At 59.4% G+C, this 22,746-nt stretch carries 18 protein-coding genes; 9 read left to right on the forward strand and 9 right to left on the reverse strand.

The window, feature by feature from the left end; genetic code table 11:
- Positions 1 to 104 precede the first annotated feature (104 nt).
- Positions 105 to 1,514: a PLP-dependent aminotransferase family protein gene (locus tag PSH79_RS09130; protein ID WP_305442264.1), complete on the forward strand. Its 1,410-nt coding sequence runs from the start codon at positions 105 to 107 to the stop codon at positions 1,512 to 1,514.
- 96 nt (positions 1,515 to 1,610) lie between these two features.
- On the opposite strand, the gene PSH79_RS09135 is transcribed toward PSH79_RS09130, so the two are convergent.
- The gene (locus PSH79_RS09135) at positions 1,611 to 2,429 is read right to left on the reverse strand and encodes a pyruvate, water dikinase regulatory protein (protein WP_095189437.1); all 819 of its coding nucleotides are present in this window, start codon (positions 2,427 to 2,429) and stop codon (positions 1,611 to 1,613) included.
- Positions 2,430 to 2,603: 174 nt separating this feature from the next.
- On the opposite strand from PSH79_RS09135, the gene ppsA reads away from it, so the two are divergent.
- The 8 genes from ppsA (at position 2,604) to PSH79_RS09175 (ending at position 10,765) form a co-directional block, all read left to right on the forward strand.
- Complete coding sequence (gene ppsA / locus PSH79_RS09140) at positions 2,604 to 4,979, forward strand: phosphoenolpyruvate synthase (RefSeq protein ID WP_305442265.1); 2,376 nt, start codon at positions 2,604 to 2,606, stop codon at positions 4,977 to 4,979.
- Positions 4,980 to 5,078: 99 nt separating this feature from the next.
- Positions 5,079 to 6,068: an alpha/beta fold hydrolase gene (locus PSH79_RS09145; protein WP_305442266.1), complete on the forward strand. Its 990-nt coding sequence runs from the start codon at positions 5,079 to 5,081 to the stop codon at positions 6,066 to 6,068.
- Between the two features lie 226 nt (positions 6,069 to 6,294).
- Positions 6,295 to 6,786, forward strand: a complete 492-nt coding sequence (gene rraA, locus PSH79_RS09150) for a ribonuclease E activity regulator RraA (RefSeq protein ID WP_305442267.1) — start codon at positions 6,295 to 6,297, stop codon at positions 6,784 to 6,786.
- Positions 6,787 to 6,807: 21 nt separating this feature from the next.
- The gene (locus PSH79_RS09155; protein WP_305442268.1) at positions 6,808 to 7,803 is read left to right on the forward strand and encodes a zinc transporter ZntB; all 996 of its coding nucleotides are present in this window, start codon (positions 6,808 to 6,810) and stop codon (positions 7,801 to 7,803) included.
- A 63-nt stretch (positions 7,804 to 7,866) separates the two neighbouring features.
- Positions 7,867 to 8,115, forward strand: coding sequence for a hypothetical protein (locus PSH79_RS09160; protein WP_008076827.1), 249 nt, complete (start codon positions 7,867 to 7,869; stop codon positions 8,113 to 8,115).
- Positions 8,116 to 8,117: 2 nt separating this feature from the next.
- The gene (locus PSH79_RS09165) at positions 8,118 to 8,942 is read left to right on the forward strand and encodes a mechanosensitive ion channel domain-containing protein (protein WP_007916401.1); all 825 of its coding nucleotides are present in this window, start codon (positions 8,118 to 8,120) and stop codon (positions 8,940 to 8,942) included.
- A 90-nt stretch (positions 8,943 to 9,032) separates the two neighbouring features.
- On the forward strand, positions 9,033 to 9,623 hold the full coding sequence (gene sigX, locus PSH79_RS09170; RefSeq protein ID WP_017337463.1) for an RNA polymerase sigma factor SigX: 591 nt from the start codon (positions 9,033 to 9,035) through the stop codon (positions 9,621 to 9,623).
- Between the two features lie 107 nt (positions 9,624 to 9,730).
- A complete protein-coding gene (locus PSH79_RS09175; RefSeq protein ID WP_305442269.1) occupies positions 9,731 to 10,765 on the forward strand; it encodes an OmpA family protein in 1,035 nt (344 codons plus the stop codon).
- A 70-nt stretch (positions 10,766 to 10,835) separates the two neighbouring features.
- On the opposite strand, the gene cobA is transcribed toward PSH79_RS09175, so the two are convergent.
- The 8 genes from cobA to PSH79_RS09215 form a co-directional block, all read right to left on the reverse strand.
- On the reverse strand, positions 10,836 to 11,603 hold the full coding sequence (gene cobA, locus PSH79_RS09180) for a uroporphyrinogen-III C-methyltransferase (protein ID WP_305442270.1): 768 nt from the start codon (positions 11,601 to 11,603) through the stop codon (positions 10,836 to 10,838).
- Positions 11,604 to 11,616: 13 nt separating this feature from the next.
- Entirely contained in the window at positions 11,617 to 14,331 is a 2,715-nt protein-coding gene (locus PSH79_RS09185) for a nitrate reductase (protein WP_305442271.1), read from the reverse strand.
- On the reverse strand, positions 14,331 to 14,648 hold the full coding sequence (gene nirD, locus PSH79_RS09190; RefSeq protein WP_305442272.1) for a nitrite reductase small subunit NirD: 318 nt from the start codon (positions 14,646 to 14,648) through the stop codon (positions 14,331 to 14,333). Before nirD ends, PSH79_RS09185 begins: the two co-directional genes overlap by 1 nt.
- Positions 14,645 to 17,098 (reverse strand): nitrite reductase large subunit NirB, encoded by a 2,454-nt coding sequence (nirB, locus tag PSH79_RS09195; protein WP_305442273.1) that lies wholly within the window; start codon positions 17,096 to 17,098, stop codon positions 14,645 to 14,647. The genes nirD and nirB overlap by 4 nt, the downstream gene beginning before the upstream one ends.
- Before the next feature lie 411 nt (positions 17,099 to 17,509).
- Complete coding sequence (locus PSH79_RS09200; protein WP_305442274.1) at positions 17,510 to 19,180, reverse strand: bifunctional protein-serine/threonine kinase/phosphatase; 1,671 nt, start codon at positions 19,178 to 19,180, stop codon at positions 17,510 to 17,512.
- Between the two features lie 7 nt (positions 19,181 to 19,187).
- Complete coding sequence (locus PSH79_RS09205; protein WP_305442275.1) at positions 19,188 to 20,399, reverse strand: NarK/NasA family nitrate transporter; 1,212 nt, start codon at positions 20,397 to 20,399, stop codon at positions 19,188 to 19,190.
- Positions 20,400 to 20,710: 311 nt separating this feature from the next.
- Positions 20,711 to 21,286 (reverse strand): ANTAR domain-containing response regulator, encoded by a 576-nt coding sequence (locus PSH79_RS09210; protein WP_007916390.1) that lies wholly within the window; start codon positions 21,284 to 21,286, stop codon positions 20,711 to 20,713.
- A gap of 15 nt (positions 21,287 to 21,301) precedes the next feature.
- Complete coding sequence (locus PSH79_RS09215; RefSeq protein WP_305442276.1) at positions 21,302 to 22,513, reverse strand: CmpA/NrtA family ABC transporter substrate-binding protein; 1,212 nt, start codon at positions 22,511 to 22,513, stop codon at positions 21,302 to 21,304.
- Positions 22,514 to 22,746: the final 233 nt, after the last annotated feature.

The following is a 22,746-nucleotide window of genomic DNA, read 5'->3' on the forward strand; positions in this document are numbered from 1 at the left end:
CGTGGCGATGGACATGGTTTGAGCTCCTGCAGGGGCATTGACCTGGTCTGGGAAAAGGTCTATCCCTGATTGAACGTGTTTTCAGTACGCTATTCGGGGCAAGAATGACTGTCAAAGTAAGTATTGCCATGGTGTCAATCCTCCGTGACGAACTCGCCCATGGCGTTGGCGTGAAATACAAACGACTCGCGGAGGCGGTTGAAAAGGCCATTGGTGAAGGTGTTATCGAGGCCGGTTGCAAGCTGCCGCCCCACAGGCTGTTGGCCGACAGTCTCGGCGTCACCATCGGCACTATCAGCCGTGCTTATGGCGAACTGGAACGTGTGGGATTGGTAGTGGCCCGTGTAGGAGACGGCACCTACGTGCGTCAGCGCGGGATGGAGCGACCGCAGGACAAGGGCTTTCGCAATGTCGGCGATGAGCCGCCAGCCTGCTTCGACATGAGTAGGAATCAGCCGATTCCCGGGCAGGAAACGGCGTTCATGAGCGAAACCCTGCAAGCCTTGGCTAGTGATTCGCACCGCTTGCAGCAGTTGACCGGCTACACCCCTGAAAGCGGGCTGGCGTGGCATCGGGCGGCAGGTGCCGAGTGGCTGCGTAACGGAGACTTTGTCCCGCACGCCGATCAGATGCTGTGCGTCAACGGTGGCCAGCATGGTCTGTTGTGCGCGTTGATGGGATTGCTCAAGGCGGGTGACACGGTGGTCACCGAGCATTTGTCCTACCCCGGATTGATCAGCGTCGCACGCCAGCTAGGGATAAAACTGACGGGTGCCGCGATGGATGACGAAGGGTTGTTGCCTTCGGCGCTGGAGGATATTTGTCGTCAGCACCGGGTATCCGCGCTGTATTGCACGCCGACGATCCAGAATCCTACGGCTGCGGTCATGTCTGTCTCGCGACGCCAGGCGATTGCAGAGGTGTGTCGCCAGCACAATCTGCTGATCCTCGAAGACGAAGCCCACGCAGTGCTGGATCGCCAGCGGCCGTTGCCACTGAGTTATTTCGCCCCGGAGCGCTCTGTGTTGATCGGCAGTCTGAGCAAGGCTGTCTCGGCGGGATTGCGGGTCGGCTATCTAAATGCGCCTCAAGCGTTGATCGGGCGTATCGGTTCAGCCATTCGCGGCACCTGCTGGATGGCTAATCCACTGGCGATGGAAGTGGCGAGCCTGTGGGTTGAAAATGGCATGGCCCAGCGTTTGCTGGATGAGCAGATCAGTGAGATCGGTCGGCGCAAAGCATTGGTGGCAGGGGCGCTGGAGGGGCTGAGCTACAAGACACATATCCACAGCCCGCATTTCTGGCTGCAAGTGCCTGAGCTGTGGCGCGCTTCGCAGATTGCCGCTGAGTTGAAGGAAGACAACTATCTGGTGGCGACTGCCGAGGCGTTCGCGGTCGGGCATGCGGCGGTGCCGCAGTTCATTCGGGCGAGTGTGTGTAATTCGGTGGGGGATGACGGGTTGTTGCTGGGTGGTTTTGAGGCTTTGGCCAGGGCATTAACAGACACCTTGTAATCGTTCATCACGAGCAGGCTCACTCCTACAGGAATATGCATTTCAAATTGTAGGAGCGAGCCTGCTCGCGATGGCGGTGTTGCAGGCACCGCAAAACTACTTGAACCGCCGCTCCACGCCTTTCTCCACCAGAATTTTCGCCGAGATCTCTTCCACCGAAAAATGCGTGGAGTTGATGTTCGGGATGTTCTCGCGACGGAACAGGTTTTCCACTTCGCGCACTTCGAACTCGCACTGGGCGTAGCTTGAGTAGCGGCTGTTGGGCTTGCGCTCGTTGCGGATAGCGGTGAGGCGATCCGGGTCGATGGTCAGGCCGAACAGCTTGTGCTGGTGCGCGCGCAGGGCGGCCGGCAGGGTCAGGCGCTCCATGTCGTCTTCGGTCAGCGGGTAGTTGGCCGCGCGGATGCCGAATTGCATGGCCATGTACAGGCACGTCGGCGTCTTACCACATCGCGACACGCCCACTAGTATCAGATCGGCCTTGTCGTAATAGTGGGTACGGGCGCCGTCATCGTTGTCGAGGGCGAAGTTCACCGCCTCGATCCGCTCCATGTAATTGGAGTTGTGGCCGATCGAATGCGACTTGCCGACGGTGTAGGAAGAATGCTCGGTCAGTTCCTGTTCGAGAGGCGCCAGGAAGGTCGAGAAAATGTCGATCATGAAACCATTGGACGTTGCGAGAATCTCACGGATGTCCTGATTGACGATGGTGTCGAAGATAATCGGGCGAAAGCCGTCTGTTTCGGCGGCTTTGTTGATTTGTTGTACCATGGCCCGGGCTTTATCCACGCTGTCGATGTACGGGCGCGTGAATTTGCTGAAGGTAATGTTTTCGAACTGCGCCAAGAGGCTTTGACCCAGGGTTTCGGCGGTGATGCCGGTGCCATCGGAGATAAAGAAAGCAGATCGTTTCATTTGCACCTTGGGCCTTAAGCTAGTCATCAATCTTGGATATGATAGGCGCGATTTGCCGGCCGCCATTGGCCCGCATTCTCACTTATTTTCCAGGTCCAGGCCATACAACCGGCCAACGCTCCCCCGAGCTGCCGGTTTCTGAGCTTTTCCAACACAGTTAGTGGAGAGATCACCTTGGTAGAGTACGTAGTTTCCCTCGATAAGCTCGGCAAACACGATGTTGAGCATGTGGGGGGCAAGAACGCATCCCTGGGCGAGATGATCAGCAACCTGGCAGGTGCCGGTGTGTCGGTCCCTGGCGGCTTTGCCACCACCGCGCAGGCCTATCGCGACTTCCTCGAACTGAGCGGCTTGAACGATCAGATCCACCAGGCCCTCGACGCTCTCGACGTCGACGACGTCAATGCCCTGGCCAAGACCGGCGCCCAGATCCGCCAATGGATCATGGAAGCCGAATTCCCCGAAAAACTGAATGCCGAGATCCGCACCGCGTTCGCCGCGCTGTCGGCCGGTAACCCTGATGTGGCCGTGGCCGTGCGCTCTTCCGCCACCGCCGAAGACTTGCCGGATGCGTCTTTCGCCGGCCAGCAGGAAACTTTCCTGAACATCCGTGGTGTGGAAAACGTTATCCGTGCCGCCAAAGAGGTGTTCGCCTCGCTGTTCAACGACCGTGCGATTTCCTATCGCGTGCACCAGGGCTTCGACCACAAACTGGTCGCCCTGTCGGCTGGCGTGCAGCGCATGGTGCGTTCGGAAACCGGTACCGCTGGCGTGATGTTCACCCTCGATACCGAATCCGGTTTCCGTGACGTGGTGTTCATCACCGGCGCTTACGGCCTGGGAGAAACCGTCGTACAAGGCGCGGTGAATCCGGATGAGTTCTATGTCCATAAAGGCACGCTGGAGGCCGGTCGCCCGGCGATCCTGCGTCGTAACCTGGGCAGCAAAGCCATCAAGATGATCTACGGCGACGAGGCCAAGGCCGGTCGTTCGGTCAAGACCGTCGATGTCGACAAGGCTGACCGCGCACGTTTCTGCCTGAGCGACGCTGAAGTCAGCGAGCTGGCCAAGCAAGCGATGATCATCGAGAAACACTACCAGTGCCCGATGGACATCGAGTGGGCCAAGGACGGTGACGACGGCAAGCTGTACATCGTACAGGCGCGTCCGGAAACCGTGAAAAGCCGCACCCAGGCCAACGTCATGGAACGTTACCTGTTGAAAGAAACCGGCACCGTGCTGGTTGAAGGTCGCGCCATCGGCCAGCGCATCGGCGCCGGCAAGGTTCGTATCATCAAGGACGTGTCCGAGATGGACAAAGTCCAGCCGGGCGACGTGCTGGTCTCCGACATGACCGACCCGGATTGGGAACCGGTCATGAAACGCGCCAGCGCTATCGTCACCAACCGTGGCGGCCGTACCTGCCACGCGGCGATCATCGCCCGTGAACTGGGTATTCCGGCGGTTGTAGGTTGCGGCAACGCTACCCAATTGCTTAAGGATGGCCAGGGTGTGACCGTTTCGTGCGCCGAAGGCGACACCGGTTACATCTTCGAAGGCGAACTGGGCTTCGACATCAAGAAGAACTCCGTGGATGCCATGCCGGACCTGCCGTTCAAGATCATGATGAACGTCGGCAACCCGGATCGCGCTTTCGACTTCGCGCAACTGCCGAACGCCGGTGTGGGTCTGGCCCGTCTGGAATTCATCATCAACCGCATGATCGGCGTCCACCCCAAAGCGCTGTTGAACTACGACGGCCTGCCGCCGGAAATCAAGGAAAGCGTCGACAAGCGAATCGCCGGTTACGACGATCCGGTCGGTTTCTACGTCGAGAAACTGGTTGAAGGCATCAGCACCCTCGCTGCCGCGTTCGCTCCGAAGAAGGTCATCGTGCGTCTGTCGGACTTCAAGTCCAACGAATACGCCAACCTCATTGGTGGCAAACTGTACGAGCCGGAAGAAGAAAACCCGATGCTGGGCTTCCGCGGTGCTTCGCGTTACATCAGCGAATCGTTCCGTGACTGCTTCGAACTCGAGTGCCGCGCGCTGAAACGCGTGCGCAACGAGATGGGCCTGACCAACGTCGAAATCATGGTGCCGTTCGTCCGTACCTTGGGCGAAGCGAGCCAGGTGGTCGACCTGCTGGCCGAGAATGGACTGAAGCGCGGCGAGAACGGTCTGCGCGTGATCATGATGTGCGAACTGCCATCCAACGCGATTCTCGCTGAAGAATTCCTCGAATTCTTTGACGGCTTCTCGATCGGTTCCAACGACCTGACTCAACTGACGCTGGGTCTGGATCGCGATTCGGGCATCATCGCGCACCTGTTTGACGAGCGTAATCCGGCGGTCAAGAAGCTGTTGGCCAACGCGATTGCCGCGTGCAACAAGGCTGGCAAGTACATCGGTATCTGCGGTCAGGGTCCTTCGGACCACCCGGATCTGGCCAAGTGGCTGATGGAGCAGGGCATCGAAAGCGTGTCGCTGAACCCGGACACCGTGCTGGAAACCTGGTTCTTCCTCGCCGAAGGCCAGCCGCAGGCTTGATAAGTATGTGAACGGGCCGCTCCTGCACGGAGCGGTTCTTTTAGTGTTTCAAACAGGGCGAGCGCCTTCGGATGCCGCCCTTTTTTGTGCAAGAGCATTATGCAAAGCAGCAGCAACCTATTTCCTGTCGCCTTGATCAGCGCCGAGCGGCGCGGCGATCTGAGCGAAGACGTTTATCGATTGAAACCCGGCAACAGCCCGGACTGGTCCGTGGAAATCGCCGTCACCCGTCTGGGCATGGCCGATGAACCGGCGGTGCGCGGGGTGCCGGTCATTTTGCTGCACGGCAGTTTTTCCAATCGGCGCTTCTGGTTTTCACCCAAAGGTTTGGGACTGGGGGCGTATCTGGCGCGTCTGGGTTTTGATGTGTGGATTCCGGAGATGCGCGGCCACGGTCTGTCGCAGCGCAACGAGGAGTACCGGCGCAATCGCGTTGCCGACTACGCCCGTTACGATCTGCCGGCGATTGCCGCATTCGTGCGTGAGCAGAGCGGGCAGGTGCCGCACTGGATCGGCCATTCTCTGGGTGGCATCACGCTGGCGGCCGCGCTCGGCGGCGAATACCTGGGCGAGCCGGCGGTGGCTTCGGCGGCGTTTTTTGGAACGCAGGTGAGCCGCACCTATTGGCCGTTGAAAATTCCGCCGGTGGAATGGAGCGGGCGCTTCATTCTCAAGCGTTTTGCGCAGCTGTCTGGTTCACGCCTCAAGCGCGGTCCGGAAGACGAGCCGATCGGGCTGGCGCTGGAAAGCATGCGTTGGTACGGCCTGTTCGGTCGCTTTGGCGACAAGGACAAGGATTGGTGGGCCGGTCTTGCCGATGTTCAGGTGCCGGTGCTGGCGGTCAGTGCGGCGGGGGATCATCAGGATCCTGCCTGGGCTTGTCGCAAACTGTTCGAGCAGATCGGTTCCGAGCACAAGCAATTCATCAATCTGGGGCGTGAGCAGGGCTTCAAGGATAATTTTGGTCACGTTGAGATGCTGGTGAGCAAGGGTGCACAAGCCGAAGTATGGCCACTGGTAGCGCGTTGGCTTCAGGATCAGCACACACCGTTGCTGGGTGATAAGCCGGATCTGGCTGCTGCGGTCTGAGGCGAGGGCTCTGAAAAGGGCATTCCGCTCGGATCAGCTTGCGGCTAAGATATGACGCATTGTGCGGTTCTGGTCATATTTGGTGGCTGTTTCGCTATTACGTTTCAGCGTTTGTTCAGGTTCGTTCAGCGAACATTGAATGAACTAAGGTAAACAGCGACCGCCGGAACTCGTTTCAGAAGAGTGCGACATCCTTGATCGTCTTCCTTTTTACAGGAGTTTATCGATGAACCATTACCTCACGCCTGACCTGTGCGACGCCTATCCGGAACTGGTACAGGTGCTGGAACCGATGTTCAGCAATTTCGGCGGCCGTGATTCGTTCGGCGGCGAAATCGTGACCATCAAATGCTTCGAAGACAACTCGCGGGTCAAGGAGCAGGTCGAGCTCAAAGGGAATGGCAAGGTACTGGTGGTCGACGGTGGTGGTTCGCTGCGTCATGCCCTGCTGGGGGACATGCTGGCCGAGAAAGCCGCGAAAAACGGTTGGGAAGGGCTAGTGATCTACGGTTGCATCCGCGACGTCGATATCATCGCGCAGACCGATCTGGGCGTGCAGGCCCTTGCTAGCCACCCGAGGAAGTCCAACAGGCGCGGGCTCGGCGACCTTGACGTTCCAGTAACTTTTGCCGGTGTGACGTTCCGTCCGGGCGAATACATCTATGCGGACAACAACGGCGTGATCATCTCGCCGAGCCCGCTGAAGATGCCTGAATAAGCTTTCGACAAAGGGATGAGGATGTTCGAGGAAGAAAACGCGCAATGGGGACTGGTGCATGCCCTGGTGCTGGATGGTAATGGCGGTGCGCGTTCGATAGCCCGGACTGAGCTCGACGATTTGCAGCTGCAGGCCCATGAAAGCCTGTGGCTGCATTGGGATCGCAGTCATCCGCAAACCCAGACCTGGCTACGCAAATCCAGCGGTCTCAATGAGTTTACCTGCGACCTGCTGCTGGAAGAGAACACCCGCCCGCGCCTGTTGCCGTTGCCGGATTCCGAGCTGCTGCTGTTCTTGCGCGGGGTCAACCTCAATCCGGGCGCCGAACCGGAAGACATGGTCTCGGTGCGGATTTTCGCCTCCCCTCAGCGCGTGATTTCCCTGCGTTTGCGCCCGCTGCGGGCCACCGATGAGTTGCTGACGATGCTGGAGGAGGGCAAGGGCCCGAAAACCTCCTCTGAATTGATGCTTTACATGGCGCAGTTGCTCACTAACAAAGTGCAGGATCTGGTCACTTGCCTCTCGGAAATCGCCGATGAGGAAGAAGAAAAGATGGATGCCGACGAACGGTATACTCCTGAGCATGGCGCCATTTTGCACATCCGTCGCAGAGCGGCCGGGCTGAAGCGTTTTCTCGCGCCGCAGCGGGATATTTTCGGACAGTTGACGCGGATAAAACTGCCCTGGTTTGTCGATGACGACGCCGATTACTGGAACGAGTTGAACAACAGTCTGACGCGCTATCTTGAAGAGCTCGAATTGACCCGAGAGCGCGTGGGGCTTGTCCTGGAGGCTGAAGATCGGCGTTTGAGCCTGCGCATGAATCGCACGATGTATCGCTTCGGGATCATCACCTGCATCTTTTTGCCGATGAGTTTTATCACCGGTCTATTGGGCATCAACGTTGGCGGAATTCCCTTCGCGAGCAGCCCTTATGGCTTCCTGATCGCCTGCCTGACGGTGCTCGCCATGGCGTTCGGACAATGGTGGTTATTCCGCCGTTTGCGCTGGGTTTGAAAATGGCGCATGTGACCCGACCAAATTTGCCCGCGTCTTTCACAGACATCACGAGAGGTGCGTATGCACGATCCGTTTGAACAGTCTTTGCGCGACATGCTCAACGCCTCGCCGTCCAGCCGCGACGACGATGCATGCCTGGGCCGCGTACTCAAAACCGCCAACCGCCAGGTTGGCGCCGGTGATCTGTTCAGTCTGCTGGGCCGCTGGCTGCCCGCGCTGATGATCGCCCTGAATAACGGATCGGCCCACGTGTCGCCGGTTTCCCGTCTTCGTAAACCTACCGCTCGCACTGCTGATAAGGCTGATTGAATATGGAACTTGATCTCTGGACTCAGAGCCTCGTCACTGCAATGACTGCGTTGTGGACCAAAGTCGCCAACTTCATTCCGAACCTGTTCGGCGCACTGGTCGTGCTGCTGTTGGGTTTCGTCGTAGCCAAACTGCTCGATACCTTGCTGTCCAAACTGCTCGCCAAACTGGGTCTTGATCGCCTGATGGGCGGCACCGGGCTGACCAAATTGATGTCGCGGGCGGGGCTGCAAGTACCGATCTCGACCCTGATCGGCAAGATTGTCTACTGGTTCGTTCTGCTGATATTCCTGGTTTCTGCAGCAGAATCCCTTGGACTTGAGCGAGTTTCAGCTACGCTGGATATGTTGGCGTTGTATTTGCCGAAGGTTTTCGGCGCCGCGCTGGTGTTGCTGGTGGGCGTATTGCTTGCTCAACTGGCGAACGGACTGGTGCGCGGGGCGGCAGAGGGCGTAGGCCTGGACTACGCTTCGGGGCTGGGGCGAATTGCTCAGGGGCTGGTGATCATCATCAGCATCTCGGTAGCGATCAGTCAGCTTGAGGTCAAGACCGACCTGCTGAACCATGTGATTGTCATCGTTTTGATTACCGTTGGTCTGGCGGTTGCGCTGGCCATGGGCCTGGGAAGCCGGGAAATTGCCGGTCAGATTCTTGCGGGAATCTATGTGCGTGAGTTGTATCAGGTTGGGCAACAAGTGCGTGTTGGCGAGGTCGAAGGCCAGATCGAAGAGATCGGCACGGTTAAAACCACATTGCTGACCGACGAGGGTGAGCTAGTCTCTCTCTCCAATCGGATCCTGCTGGAACAGCATGTGAGTAGCCGCTAACCCGGCAAACCCTGCTAATGTATGCCGCCGCAAAATGCCAGCTGATGCTGGTTGCGGCGGACATTGACCTGACTGTCGGCACGACTTGTTTTGAATAAAGCCCAATCGCTATCCACGCGCTACGACCCCCGCGAGCTCTCTGATGAGGAGTTGGTCGCGCGCTCGCATACCGAGCTGTTTCACGTAACGCGCGCTTATGAAGAACTGATGCGGCGTTACCAGCGAACATTATTTAACGTCTGCGCGAGATATCTTGGGAACGATCGCGATGCAGACGATGTCTGTCAGGAAGTCATGTTAAAGGTGCTGTACGGCCTGAAGAACTTCGAGGGGAAATCGAAGTTCAAAACGTGGCTCTACAGCATCACGTACAACGAATGTATTACGCAGTATCGGAAGGAACGGCGAAAGCGTCGCTTGATGGACGCATTGAGTCTTGACCCCCTCGAAGAGGCGTCCGAAGAAAAGGCGCCGAAACCCGAGGAGAAGGGCGGGCTTGATCGCTGGCTGGTGTATGTGAACCCGATTGACCGCGAAATTCTGGTGCTTCGATTTGTCGCAGAGCTTGAATTTCAGGAGATCGCAGACATCATGCACATGGGTTTGAGTGCGACAAAAATGCGTTACAAACGTGCTCTAGATAAATTGCGTGAGAAATTTGCAGGCATTGCTGAAACTTAGTTCAGCGCAAATATCTCTTACGTGTAGGCAAGTTCTGATAGACTTGCCGCCGAGTTGTCCCCCGGTTTGCGGGACTGCTTCACAATCACCAGATGGGGATTTAACGGATGAAACTGAAAAACACCTTGGGCTTGGCCATTGGTTCTCTGATTGCCGCCACTTCGTTCGGCGCTCTGGCACAAGGCCAAGGCGCAGTTGAAATCGAAGGCTTCGCAAAGAAAGAACAATTCGACAGCGCTCGTAACTTCAAGAACAACGGCAACCTGTTCGGCGGCTCGATCGGTTACTTCCTGACCGACGACGTTGAACTGCGTCTGGGCTACGACGAAGTTCACAACGTACGTGCCGATGATGGCAAGAACGTCAAAGGCGCTAACACCGCTCTGGACGCTCTGTACCACTTCAACAACCCAGGCGACATGGTTCGTCCGTACGTTTCGGCCGGTTTCTCTGACCAGAGCATCGACCAGAACGGTTCGAACGGTCGCAACCGTTCCACCTTCGCCAACGTTGGCGCTGGTGCAAAACTGTACTTCACCGACAACTTCTACGCCCGTGCCGGCGTTGAAGCTCAGTACAACATCGACCAGGGCGACACCGAGTGGGCTCCTAGCGTCGGTATCGGTGTGAACTTCGGTGGCGGCTCCAAGCCTGCTGCTGCTCCAGTTCCAGCACCAGCTGAAGTCTGCTCCGACAGCGACAACGATGGCGTTTGCGACAACGTTGACAAGTGCCCAGACACCCCAGCCAACGTAACTGTTGACGCTGACGGCTGCCCTGCAGTTGCTGAAGTTGTTCGTGTTGAGCTGGACGTCAAGTTCGACTTCGACAAGTCGGTTGTTAAGACCAACAGCTACGGCGACATCAAGAACCTGGCTGACTTCATGAAGCAGTACCCATCCACCACCACTACTGTTGAAGGTCACACTGACTCCGTCGGTCCTGACGCTTACAACCAGAAACTGTCCGAGCGTCGTGCAAACGCCGTTAAGCAAGTTCTGACCAACCAGTACGGTGTTGAATCGTCCCGCGTTCAGTCTGTTGGCTACGGCGAATCCCGCCCAGTTGCTGACAACAAAACTGAAGCTGGCCGTGCTGTTAACCGTCGCGTAGAAGCGCAGGTTGAAGCTCAAGCTAAGTAATTAGCTGCCGCTCTGAGAAAAGCCCGGCTTAGGCCGGGCTTTTCTTTGTCTGCGATTTGGCCATTGGCACCTACAAGGCACATGAGGTCTCAATGCAGGAGCTGCCGTAGGCTGCGATCTTTTGATCTTCTGCAACAGCAGCAACGGCTCCAATGACCAAAATCGCCGGGCTTCGCAATCCAAACACTCTCGAATCCTCTTCCATAGCCAGCAGATCACTGCGGCACTCGCGCTGCTCTGGCAGGGACGCATTCTCGATCATCGCCACTGGCGTATCCGCCGCCATACCGCCCGACAATAGCTGGTTGCGAATTTCGCCAAGCTTGGCCACCCCCATGTAGATCACCAGTGTCGTGCCGCCCTGAGCCAGTGCCTGCCAGTTCAGTTGGCTGTCGTCCTGAGTGTGCGCGGTCACCAGCGTTACCCCGCGAGCGACGCCACGCAGCGTCAGGGGAATATCACATTGGGTTGCCCCGGCCAGTCCGGCGGTAATGCCGTTGACCAGCTCGACTTCGACGCCACGCTCACGCAACCACTGCGCCTCTTCGCCGCCACGGCCGAAGATGCACGGATCGCCGCCCTTGAGTCGCACCACACACTTACCGTGGCGGGCGTAGCGCAGCATCAGCCGATGAATAAACGCCTGCGGTGTCGAACGACAACCGCCGCGTTTACCCACGGCAATGATGCGTGCGCCCGAGCAATGCTCCAGTACCGCGTCATTGACCAGGTCATCAATCAGCACCACATCGGCTTCGCGCAAGGCACGCACCGCTTTGAGGGTCAGCAGTTCCGGATCACCCGGCCCTGCACCCACCAGCCAGACTTTTGCGTTCATGGTGTTTTCCTCATCAGATGACGGCGGCTGGCTGCACGTCGGCGGCCAGCAAGCGCTTAATTTCCGGGACGCATGAGCCGCATTGCGTGCCGCAGCCCAGTTGGTTTTTCAAGCCCTGCAGATCCAGGCCCTGGCGAATGCCGGCGCAGACCGCGTTGAGGCTGACGTTCTTGCAGTTACACAGGGTTTTATCCAAAGCCATCTGCGCCCCGGCACTGCCGGGCGGTGTACTCATTGGCGCCAGCAGCCAACGCCGCAGTTGTTCATCCGCACGGCCTTCCAGCCACAACCCTTGCAGCCAATGCTGGGCGAGGGTTTCACCGGCCAATCGGATCGCAGTGATCCGGCCGTTTTCAATGCGCACGCGCTTGCCAATGGCCCGGCGTGGATCGTCGTAAGCCAATACCGGGCCGTCGATCAATGCCAGGCTTCGATCGATTTCACTGAGCAATTGCGCATTGGGTGCCTCGCTGCTGGCTGCGCGTATCAGCAATGCCGATCGTTCACGTCCGACAAGGCTGAGACTCACGTAGGAGAATGCCTCGCAGAGCGGTCGTAGCGTCTCGAAATGCCGTTGAACATCACCCTCGATCAGGGCGAAGAGCTGCCACGGCAGATTGACCGGCTCCAGGCGCACACCGCTGTGTTTGAGTTCCGGTTGTTTTGACAGTGGATCAAAGGCCGCCAGGGTGAGGCTGTTCACGCCGCCCTTGAGAAAGCGATCGCCCCAGTGCATCGGCAAAAACGCCTGACCTGGGCGCACGCTGTCATCGCTGGCAACTGCGACAATCACCGCGCCGCGACGGCTTTTCAGGTTGACCAGATCGCCCGGCTGCAAGCGATGCCGACGCAATTCGTCTGGATGCAGACTCAGCACCGCTTCGCTGACATGCCCGAACAGCTGCGCCGCCGTGCCGGTGCGGCTCATACCGTGCCATTGATCGCGCAGGCGGCCGGTGATCAACGTCAATGGAAAGCGGGCGTCACGTTGTTCCTTGGCAGCGCGATACGGGTCGGCAATGAATTGCGCGCGGCCGTTGGCGGTCGGGAAAATGCCGTCTTCGTACAGTCGTGGTGTGCCTTCGCGGGCGCCGACAGGGAAGGGCCATTGTTGCGGCCCGATCTCGTCGATCAGCCCATGGCTGATCCCGGACAAATCCAGATCACGCCCGCGCGTCAGCCCTTTGAATTCATCGAACAGCTGCGCAGGTTGAGTAAACGTAAACAGGCTCGATTCAGCGGGGCGCAGACGTTTCTCCAGACGTTGTGCGAAATCCACCGTGATCGCCCAGTCTGGCCGCGCCTCACCCGGTGGAAGAATGGCTTTGCGCACGTGGGAAATGCGCCGCTCGGAATTGGTTACCGAGCCTTCTTTCTCGCCCCAACTGGCGGCGGGTAGCAGCAGATCGGCGAATGCTGCGGTTTCAGTGGTGCGAAAGGCTTCTTGCAGGACCACAAACGGGCAGGCCTCAAGCGCTGCGCGCACAGAATGTTGATCCGGCATCGATTGCGCAGGGTTGGTGCAGGCAATCCACAACGCCTTGATCTTGCCGTTGCGCACTTGCTCGAACAGTTCGATGGCGCTCAGCCCGGTACTTTCCGGCAACCGGTCAACGCCCCAATAAGCCGCCACTTCAGCGCGATGCTCAGGGTTGGCCGCATCACGATGGCCGGGCAGCAAGTTGGACAAGCTGCCGGTTTCGCGCCCGCCCATGGCATTCGGCTGACCGGTGAGGGAGAAAGGTCCTGAGCCCGGGCGGCCGATTTGTCCGGTCGCCAGATGCAGATTGATCAGTGCGCTGTTCTTCGCGCTGCCAGCGGTGGATTGATTCAGGCCCATGCACCACAGCGACAGGAAGCTCGGTGAAGTGCCCACCCATTCAGCGCATTGCTGCAATTGCTCGACACTGATCCCGCACAGTTGCGAAACCATCTGCGGGGTGTAATCGCGTACCAGGGTTTTCAGTTCTGCCAGGCCATCGGTGTGGGCCTTGATGAAGTCGCGGTCGATCCAGTCTTCCCACAACAACAGATGCAAAATCCCATGGAACAAAGCGACATCGGTGCCGGGCAATATCGCCAGATGCAGGTCCGCCAAGTCGCAGGTGTCGGTGCGCCGAGGATCGATGACGATGACTTTCATCTGCGGACGTTGGGATTTGGACTCTTCCAGTCGACGAAAGAGTACCGGATGGGCGTAGGCCATGTTGCTGCCGACGATCATCACGCAATCGCTGAGTTCCAGATCCTCATAGCTGCACGGCGGCGCATCGGCGCCGAGGCTGCGTTTGTAGCCGACCACCGCCGACGACATGCACAGCCGTGAGTTGCTGTCGATGTTGTTGGTGCCGACCAGCGCCCGGGCGAGTTTGTTGAAGGCGTAGTAATCCTCGGTGAGCAATTGCCCGGAGATGTAGAACGCGACGCTGTCCGGGCCATGTTCGGCGATGGTTTCGGCGAACACATTGGCGGCATGTTCCAGCGCGGTGTCCCAGTCAGTGCGGGTGCGCGCCAGTGCCTTGCCCAAACGCAGTTCCGGGTACAACGCGCGTGCGGCGAGGTCGCCGGTCAGGTGCAGAGTCGAGCCTTTGCTGCACAGTTTGCCGAAGTTGGCCGGATGCGCCGGATCGCCGCTGACGCCGAGGATGCGCTCGCCGTCATGCTCGATCAGTACGCCGCATCCGACTCCGCAGTAACAGCAGGTCGAGGCGGTCGTCTGGCGGTTCATCAGATAGCTTCCCGCAGGGCCAGTTGCACGCGGCCATTTTCGACCCGGGCAGGGTGGTGGTGCGCGCAACCGACGTCCGGTGCCTGAGCCTCGCCCGACTCCAGATCGATCTGCCAGTTATGCAGCGGGCAGGCCACGCGTTTGCCGTAGATCAAGCCCTGTGACAATGGCCCGCCCTTATGTGGGCAGCGGTCGTCGAGGGCGAATACTTCATCGTCACTTGTACGAAAAATCGCGATATCACCTTTCGGCCCGGCAATGATCCGCGAACCGAGGGCGTTGATGTCTTCCAGGGCACAGATATCGAGCCAGTTCATGCCGGCACCTCCAGGTTTTTCACGGGGATCACGTCGAATTCTTTCTTCAATTGCGGCTGCGCCAAGCGCTCTTTCCATGGGTCCTGCTCGAACGACAGGGAGAATTGCAGGCGCTCATTCAGCGTTTTGCGACGTTCCGGGTCTTCCAGCACGGCTTTCTTGATGTGCTCCATGCCGACCCGTTGCAGGTAGTGCACGGTGCGTTCGAGGTAGAACGCTTCTTCGCGGTAGAGCTGCAGGAACGCGCCGTTGTATTCGCGGACTTCCTCGGCGGTTTTCAGCTTGACGAAGAACTCGGCAACTTCGGTTTTGATCCCGCCGTTGCCGCCGATGTACATCTCCCAGCCGGAGTCGACGCCGATGATCCCTACGTCCTTGATCCCCGCTTCCGAGCAGTTGCGTGGGCAACCGGAGACGGCCAGTTTCACTTTGTGCGGCGACCACATGTTGAACAGGTCATGCTCAAGCTCAATGCCCAACTGCGTCGAATTCTGTGTGCCAAAGCGGCAGAACTCACTGCCGACGCAGGTCTTCACGGTGCGGATGGATTTGCCGTAGGCGTGGCCGGACGGCATGTCGAGATCTTTCCAGACGCCAGGCAGATCCTGCTTTTTGATGCCGAGCAAGTCGATCCGCTGGCCGCCGGTGACCTTGACCATCGGCACGTTGTACTTGTCGGCCACATCGGCAATTCGCCGCAGTTCTGAAGGATTGGTCACACCGCCCCACATGCGCGGCACCACCGAATAAGTGCCATCCTTCTGGATGTTGGCGTGGGCACGTTCGTTGATCAGGCGTGATTGCGGATCGTCCTTGGCTTCGCCGGGCCAGGTGGAAATCAGGTAATAGTTGAGGGCCGGGCGGCACGTTGCGCAGCCGTTAGGCGTGCGCCAGTTGAGGTAACTCATGGTCCCGGCGATGGTCAGCAGGTGCTGCTCGCGAATGGCCTGGCGAATCTGCCCGTGGTTGAGGTCGCTGCAACCGCAGATGGCTTTTTCGCTCTTCGGTTTGACGTCGGCCGCGCCGCCGACGGTGTTGATCAGGATCTGTTCGACCAGCCCGGCGCACGAGCCGCAGGAGCTGGCAGCCTTGGTGTGTTTCTTCACCTCATCGACGCTGAACAGGCCGTGCTCTTGAATGGCTTTGACAATGGTGCCTTTGCACACGCCGTTGCAACCGCAGACTTCGGCGGTGTCAGCCATGACCATGGCTTTGTCCTGGCCTTGATGTCCTACATCGCCTAGAGCGTTTTCTCCAAACATCAAGTGATCGCGGATCTCGCCGATGGCGTGATTCTCACGGATTTGTCGGAAATACCAACCGCCATCTGCCGTATCGCCGTACAGACAGGCGCCGACCAGCACGTCATCCTTGATCACCAGTTTTTTGTACACCCCGCCGATGGGATCGGAGAGGGTGATGGTCTCGGTGCCTTCGCCGCCCATGAAGTCGCCGGCGGAAAACAGGTCGATGCCGGTGACTTTCAATTTGGTCGAGGTCACCGAGCCTTGGTAACGAGCAAAGCCTAATTGCGCGAGGTGGTTGGCGCAGACCTTGGCCTGTTCGAACAGCGGCGCGACCAGGCCGTAAGCAATGCCGCGATGGCTGGCGCATTCGCCGATGGCATAGATCCGCGGGTCATAGGTTTGCAGGGTGTCGTTGACCAGAATCCCGCGATTGCACGGGATGCCGGCCTTTTCCGCCAGTTCGGTATTGGGGCGAATGCCGGCAGCCATTACCACCAGATCGGCGGGGATGATGTCGCCGTTCTTGAATTGCACCGAGCCGACCCGACCGTTGCCCGCGTCATGTAGGGCCTGGGTCTGCTCGCACAGGCGGAAGTGCAGGCCACGGGATTCGAGGGCGCTTTGCAGCAGTTGGCCGCTGGTTTTGTCGAGTTGGCGCTCCAGCAACCACTCGCCGAGATGCACCACGGTGACGTGCATGCCGCGCAGCATCAGGCCGTTGGCGGCTTCGAGGCCGAGCAGGCCGCCGCCGATGACGACGGCGTGCTTGTGGGTTTTCGCGGTGTCGATCATCGCCTGGGTGTCGGCGATGTCGCGGTAGCCGATCACGCCCTGCAGGGTGTTGCCGGGGATTGGCAGGATGAACGGCGTTGAACCGGTAGCGATCAGCAGGCGATCGTATTCAGCCTCAGTGCCGTCTTCAGCGATCACCCGGCGTTTGACCCGGTCGATTTCCACCACTTTGCGGTTGAGCAGCAGCTTGATGTTGTTTTCCAGGTACCAGTCGAGGTCGTTGAGGACTATCTCCTCGAAGGTCTGTTCACCGGCCAGCACCGGCGACAGCAGGATGCGGTTGTAGTTGGTGTGCGGTTCGGCGCCGAAGACCGTGATGTCGTACAGCTCGTTACTCAGCTTGAGCAGTTCTTCCAGGGTTCGGACCCCGGCCATGCCATTGCCGATCATCACCAGTTTGAGTTTTTTCATCAGGTTCTCCGGGGAGCTGCGGCTGGCCTCTTGTGGGCAGTCAGGCCTCGCTCGACAAATTTTGCGCAAACAAAAAAAGGCGTCCCGCTAGTTGCCTAGCGAGGACGCCTTTGTCCTGGTCCCGTTCTCTCGGGAAGCGCAGCCTTCGTCGTTGAAGGTTGGGCTTTATGTGTGGTGAAAGGAGTAATGCAGTGGTTGTGCCAAGTGGGTGAATAGCGAATTTATTGGGGTTTGGCGGATGTCTGTGGTGGTTTTTTGCACCGAATCGATGCGGGTTGCTCGTTCGTGGAGCGTTCAGGCAGATGAATTTGTAGTGATTGGGAGGGCGTCATCGCGAGCAGGCTCACTCCTACAGGGGAATGCATTTCAAATTGTAGGAGTGAGCCTGCTCGCGATGGTCGCGACGCGGTGTCAGCCGTGAAATAACAAAATCAGCAGCACCACATTCCCCAGCATCGCCAACAGCGCCATCGTCCGCCAGACCTTCAATGGCTCACGCTCCAGTAACGGCCGAGGCCGGACGCTTAGGCTGCGCCGCTCACCCTGTTCCAGCAGCAGCAACCATTCTTCCGCCGTTTCAAATCGTTGTTGCGGAGCCGCAGCAACACCACGCTCCAGGCCCTGCGCCAACCATTCCGGCAAATCCGGCCGGTAACGACTGGCACTGACCGGCATCCCAAATCGTGGCCGCTGAAAGGCTTCGATCTCGCCATAAGGAAAATGCCCTGTGAGCAGGAAATACAGGGTCACGCCCACCGAATACAGATCCTGCTGCACGCCGGGTGGGTCACCGCGAAAAGCTTCTGGCGCGATGTAACTCGGCGTTCCTGGCAGCGTCGATGGCGCATCTTCAGACAGGCCGGAACAGTAAGCCAGACCAAAATCCAGCAGACGCAGTTCGCCATCGTCACCCAGCAGGAGGTTTTCCGGTTTGATGTCCCGATGCAGAATCTGTCGCCGATGTAACAGCCCCACCGCGCGCAGCAGCCGCTCAGCCAGTTCCTGCCACTGCGCCAATGGCAACGGGCCGTCTCGCTCGAAAAGCTGCGCCAGGGTCGTCCCCGAATATTCCCGCATCACGTAGTACAAATGCTGACGCTGAGGGCAGCCATGGACTTCAGGAAAATGTCGCCCGGCCACGCGCTTGAGGAACCACTCTTCCGCCAGCAGCGCTTGCCCGACCTTGGTGCCTTCGGCCAATCGCGTGGGCAGGGTCTTCAGCAGCCACGCTTGCCCTTGTCCGTCGAGGACTCGATACAGCAGCGATTGCTGACTCTGTCCAACAACGCTTTGCACCTCCCAGCCTTCGAACGATTGACCGGGTTTTAGCGGCGGCGGCAGTGGCCATTGCTGCAGATGAATCAATGCATCGCCGATGCTTGATTCGCCAACGGCATCGACGCGCACCAGTAATGCACTCGCGTTGTCCTGGCTACCGGCCAGATGCGCGGCGTTCACCAGTGTATGTGCCGCGCTGTTCAGGTCCGGTTGATCGCGCAGAATTGCCGCAATCGCGGTATCGCTCAAAGTCGACCAGACGCCGTCGCTGAGCAGCACGAAACACTCGCCGTCGCGCAATTCACCGTCGAGAAAGTCCAGCACCAAATGCTGATCGAGGCCCAGCGCACGCTTGAGCACATGCTGCATGCCCGGCTGATCCCAAACGTGATCGTCGGTGATTCGCTGCAAGCTGTCGGCAGACCAGCGATAGACCCGGCAATCACCTACGTGGGCCAAGGTAAAACGCCGACCTCGCATGACCAAAGCACTGACAGTGGTGAGTAGCGGTTGCCCGCCACCATTGGCCTGCAGCCAGCGATTCTGCGCGATCAACAAGCGATCCAAAGCCTGAGCCACGCCCCAGGTCTGCGGTGTGGCGTAGTAGTCGAGCGCCAGTGCCTGCAACGTCGAGCGCGCGGCGAGCCCGCCATCGGCGCACTGGCTGACGCCGTCGGCGATGGCGAACAGATAGCCCTTGCTCGCCGCCAGTGCCGGGGCGGGCGTGACCAGGCGCAGGGCGTCCTGGTTTTCCGCGCGCGGACCGGTGGCGCTGGCTTCGGCAAAACTCAGTTGCAGGGCCATTGAAGCCTCAGACCCGCGCCGCTGTCACCGCGGCCGAACCCCATGTGGTTCTCCAGCGACGCTTGACCCCGTGCAGACCAAACCACGCCAGCACGCCAAGGCTGGCGAACAACCACAGCGCCAATTGATAACTGCCGGTGCTTTGTTTGATCGCGCCCATGCCGGCCGCCAAGGCAAAACCACCGATTCCGCCGGCCATGCCGATCAGCCCGGTCATCACGCCGATCTCCAGACGAAAGCGCTGTGGTACCAGTTGGAAAACCGCACCGTTGCCGGCTCCCAAACCGAGCATGGTGCAGACGAAAAGGGCCAGTGCCGCGTAGGAACTTGGCAAGTTGAAACCGACCGCCGCGATGCAGATGGCGGCGACGGTGTACATCGCCAGCAAGGTGCGGATGCCGCCGAAACGATCCGCCAGTGCGCCCCCCAATGGCCGCATCAGGCTGCCGCCGAACACACAGGCGGCGGTGTAGTAACCCGCCGTTACCGGGCTCAAACCGTACTGATCGTTGAAGTAGCCGGGCAGGGCGCTGGCCAAGCCGATGAAGCCGCCGAAGGTGACGCTGTAGAAAAACATGAACCACCAACTGTCACGATCACCGAGGGCCTTGAAATAGTCGGCCATGGACTTGGCTTTCGGACGCTGCGGAGCGTTTTTTGCCATCCAGGCGAACAGCACCAGCGTGAGAATCAGCGGAATCACTGCGAAGCCGAACACGTTGCTCCAGCCGAAGGACGCGGCCAGTACCGGTGCGAGCAGTGCAGCGAACACGGTGCCGGAGTTACCCGCGCCAGCAATGCCCATGGCTTTGCCCTGATGCTCCGGCGGATACCACTGCGACGCCAGCGGCAGGGCTACCGCGAACGAAGCGCCCGCCATGCCGAGGAACAGGCCCAGTATCAACGCCTGCTCGTAACTGTGAATGCCGAGTTTCCAGGCGCCGAACAGCGCGCAGATAACGATGACCTGGCCGATCAGTCCGGCAGTTTTCGGCGACAGTCGATCAGCGAGCATGCCCATCGCAAAACGTAATACGGCGCCGGCCAGGATCGGTGTGGCAACCACCAGCCCGCGTTGTTGCGTGGTCAGGTGCAGGTCGGCGGCAATTTGCACCGCCAGGGGGCCGAGCAGGTACCAGACCATGAAACTCAGGTCGAAATAGAGGAAGGCCGCGAACAGAGTCGGGGTGTGGCCGGATTTCCAGAAGCTTGAATTCATCGCGCACCTCAGCTGAAAAGAGTCTCGAAAGGAGTCATGCACAGCAGGTGGGGCGCCGCCACGGCCGCACCACCGGCCCCGGTCTGTGGGGCCAAAACGAAAAAACGCCGCTACCTGATTCGCCGGGAGGGGCGAACGGGGTGAGCGACGTCTTTGTCGTGGGTGGGGCAACCGCCGTTGGTTACCTGTGCGTAATGCTTAGCGAGATTTGTGCCAAGGATCAAAAGATCGCAACACGGCAGCCCCTACATGGGATTGCGCACTACCTCTAGGAGCTGCCGAAGGCTGCGATCTTTTGATCTGGTTTTTAATCAGCCCAACAACTCACTCATCGCAATAATCTGCTCCGCCACCTGAATCAGCTTCTGCTGCCTGCTCATGGCCTGACGCCGCATCAGGGTGTAGGCCTCTTCCTCGTTGCAATCCTTCATCTTCATCAACAAACCCTTGGCCAGTTCGATGCGCTTACGCTCGGCCAGTTGCTGATCGCGGGCCTGAAGCTGCGCGCGCAAGGCCTGATCGCTCTCGAAACGGGCCATGGCCACATCAAGAATCGGCTGCAAGCGTTGTGCGTGAATGCCTTCGACGATGTAGGCACTGACCCCGGACTTGATCGCCTGACGCATCACGCCGGGGTCATGTTCGTCGGTAAACATCACGATCGGGCGAGGCTGGTCGCGGCTGACCAGCACCACTTGTTCCATCACATCGCGGCTCGGTGACTCGGTATCGATCAGGATTACATCCGGGCGCACCGTTTCGACGCGCGCCGGCAGGTCGATGGTCAGGCCTGACTCGTCGATCACCTCGAAACCGGCTTCGGTCAGCGCGGCCTTCAGGCGCCCGACTTTTTTCGCCGTGTCATTGATCAGCAGAATACGCAGCATGTTCGCGGTCTCCTGTCAGCGGCGGGCGAGAAGGGGAGCGTCGTCGCTCAGGGCGTGCAGCTTGAAACTGCGGGCGTACCCGGCTGGATCGCTGCCGTCCCAGACTTTGCCGTCGAGCAACTGACTGCTGCGCATGTCTGTGCCCCACGCGGCGACGCCGACAGCGGTCGCCGCTTCGCGATAAACGTCCAGTTGTTGAACCTGACGGGCCACGGCGAGGTAATCCGGGTCTTCGCGCAGCAGGCCCCAGCGGCGGAACTGGGTCATGAACCACATGCCGTCGGAGAGATACGGCAGATTGACTTCGCCATTGCCGTGAAAGCGCAAGGCGTGAGGGTCTTGCCAGCGATTACCGAGGCCGTCGGCGTACTCACCGAGAAAGCGCGGTTCGATGCACGAAACCGGCGCGTCTAGATAATCCGGGGCGCTGAGCAATTGCGCGGTGCTGCGGCGATTCTCCTGGCTTTGTTCGATGAAGCGGCTGGCTTCGAGGATCGCCATCACCAGCGCCCGCGCGGTGTTCGGGTACTGCTCGACGAAGGCGCGGGTGCAGCCGAGGACTTTTTCCGGGTGGTCGGGCCAAATCGTCTGGCTGGTGGCCATGGTGAAACCGAGATCCTGCTGCACCGCGCTGGCGGCCCAGGGTTCGCCGACGCAAAAGCCGTCGATTCGTCCCGCTTGCAGGTGCGCAACCATTTGCGGCGGCGGCACGACCACGCTGTCGACATCCTGTAACGGATGAATGCCCTGGCTCGCCAGCCAGTAATAAAGCCACATGGCGTGTGTGCCGGTCGGGAAGGTCTGAGCGAAGGTCAGTTTTGCGCGAGATTGGTGCACGTGGCGATCCAGCGCTTCAGGACTGCTCACGCCGAGGCTTTGCAGGCCGTGGGACAGGTTGAGGCTCTGACCGTTCTGATTCAGGCCCATCAACACGGCCATGTCGGTGGATGCGATGCCTCCGATGCCCAAATGCACGGCGTAGATCAAACCGTACAGACTGTGGGCGGCATCGAGTTCGCCGCTGACCAGTTTGTCGCGCAGGTTGGCCCATGACGTCTGGCGCTTGAGGTTCAGGGTCAGGCCATAAGGCTGGGCGAAACCCTGAGTGGCGGCCACCACCACCGAGGCGCAATCGCTCAGGGCCATGAAACCAAGGTTGATCGCAGTCTTTTCCGGAGCATCGCTGCCGTTGACCCAGGCCAGCGGCCCGACGGAGGGTTCATTCATAGCATGCACCTGCAAAAAGCCGCCTTCAAAAAAAACGCCGCCACCGATTTTGCGCAGGCAAAACCCCATGACGACGCCATTGTCCTGGCCCGTACGCCGCCATTGGCGTGCGGGCTGATGGCTAGAAAGGTGCAAGGCATATGCCAGTCGCGCCGATTCGCGCGTGCGCCTCGCGCCGCAGGTCGATGCCCGGCTATAATCGCCGCCTCTTTTCGCCGCCCGAGTCATCGCCG

The organism is Pseudomonas sp. FP2196, from assembly GCF_030687715.1.
Classification (GTDB): domain Bacteria; phylum Pseudomonadota; class Gammaproteobacteria; order Pseudomonadales; family Pseudomonadaceae; genus Aquipseudomonas.

Bases quoted from the DNA above. Each gene is read 5' to 3' on its own strand.
- PSH79_RS09130 (WP_305442264.1), top strand. From the start codon at position 105: ATGACTGTCAAAGTAAGTATTGCCATGGTGTCAATCCTCCGTGACGAA.
- PSH79_RS09135 (WP_095189437.1), bottom strand. From the start codon at position 2,429: ATGAAACGATCTGCTTTCTTTATCTCCGATGGCACCGGCATCACCGCC.
- PSH79_RS09145 (WP_305442266.1), top strand. From the start codon at position 5,079: ATGCAAAGCAGCAGCAACCTATTTCCTGTCGCCTTGATCAGCGCCGAG.
- rraA (WP_305442267.1), top strand. From the start codon at position 6,295: ATGAACCATTACCTCACGCCTGACCTGTGCGACGCCTATCCGGAACTG.
- PSH79_RS09155 (WP_305442268.1), top strand. From the start codon at position 6,808: ATGTTCGAGGAAGAAAACGCGCAATGGGGACTGGTGCATGCCCTGGTG.
- PSH79_RS09160 (WP_008076827.1), top strand. From the start codon at position 7,867: ATGCACGATCCGTTTGAACAGTCTTTGCGCGACATGCTCAACGCCTCG.
- PSH79_RS09165 (WP_007916401.1), top strand. From the start codon at position 8,118: ATGGAACTTGATCTCTGGACTCAGAGCCTCGTCACTGCAATGACTGCG.
- PSH79_RS09175 (WP_305442269.1), top strand. From the start codon at position 9,731: ATGAAACTGAAAAACACCTTGGGCTTGGCCATTGGTTCTCTGATTGCC.
- cobA (WP_305442270.1), bottom strand. From the start codon at position 11,603: ATGAACGCAAAAGTCTGGCTGGTGGGTGCAGGGCCGGGTGATCCGGAA.
- PSH79_RS09185 (WP_305442271.1), bottom strand. From the start codon at position 14,331: ATGAACCGCCAGACGACCGCCTCGACCTGCTGTTACTGCGGAGTCGGA.
- nirD (WP_305442272.1), bottom strand. From the start codon at position 14,648: ATGAACTGGCTCGATATCTGTGCCCTGGAAGACATCAACGCCCTCGGT.
- nirB (WP_305442273.1), bottom strand. From the start codon at position 17,098: ATGAAAAAACTCAAACTGGTGATGATCGGCAATGGCATGGCCGGGGTC.
- PSH79_RS09200 (WP_305442274.1), bottom strand. From the start codon at position 19,180: ATGGCCCTGCAACTGAGTTTTGCCGAAGCCAGCGCCACCGGTCCGCGC.
- PSH79_RS09205 (WP_305442275.1), bottom strand. From the start codon at position 20,399: ATGAATTCAAGCTTCTGGAAATCCGGCCACACCCCGACTCTGTTCGCG.
- PSH79_RS09210 (WP_007916390.1), bottom strand. From the start codon at position 21,286: ATGCTGCGTATTCTGCTGATCAATGACACGGCGAAAAAAGTCGGGCGC.
- PSH79_RS09215 (WP_305442276.1), bottom strand. From the start codon at position 22,513: ATGAATGAACCCTCCGTCGGGCCGCTGGCCTGGGTCAACGGCAGCGAT.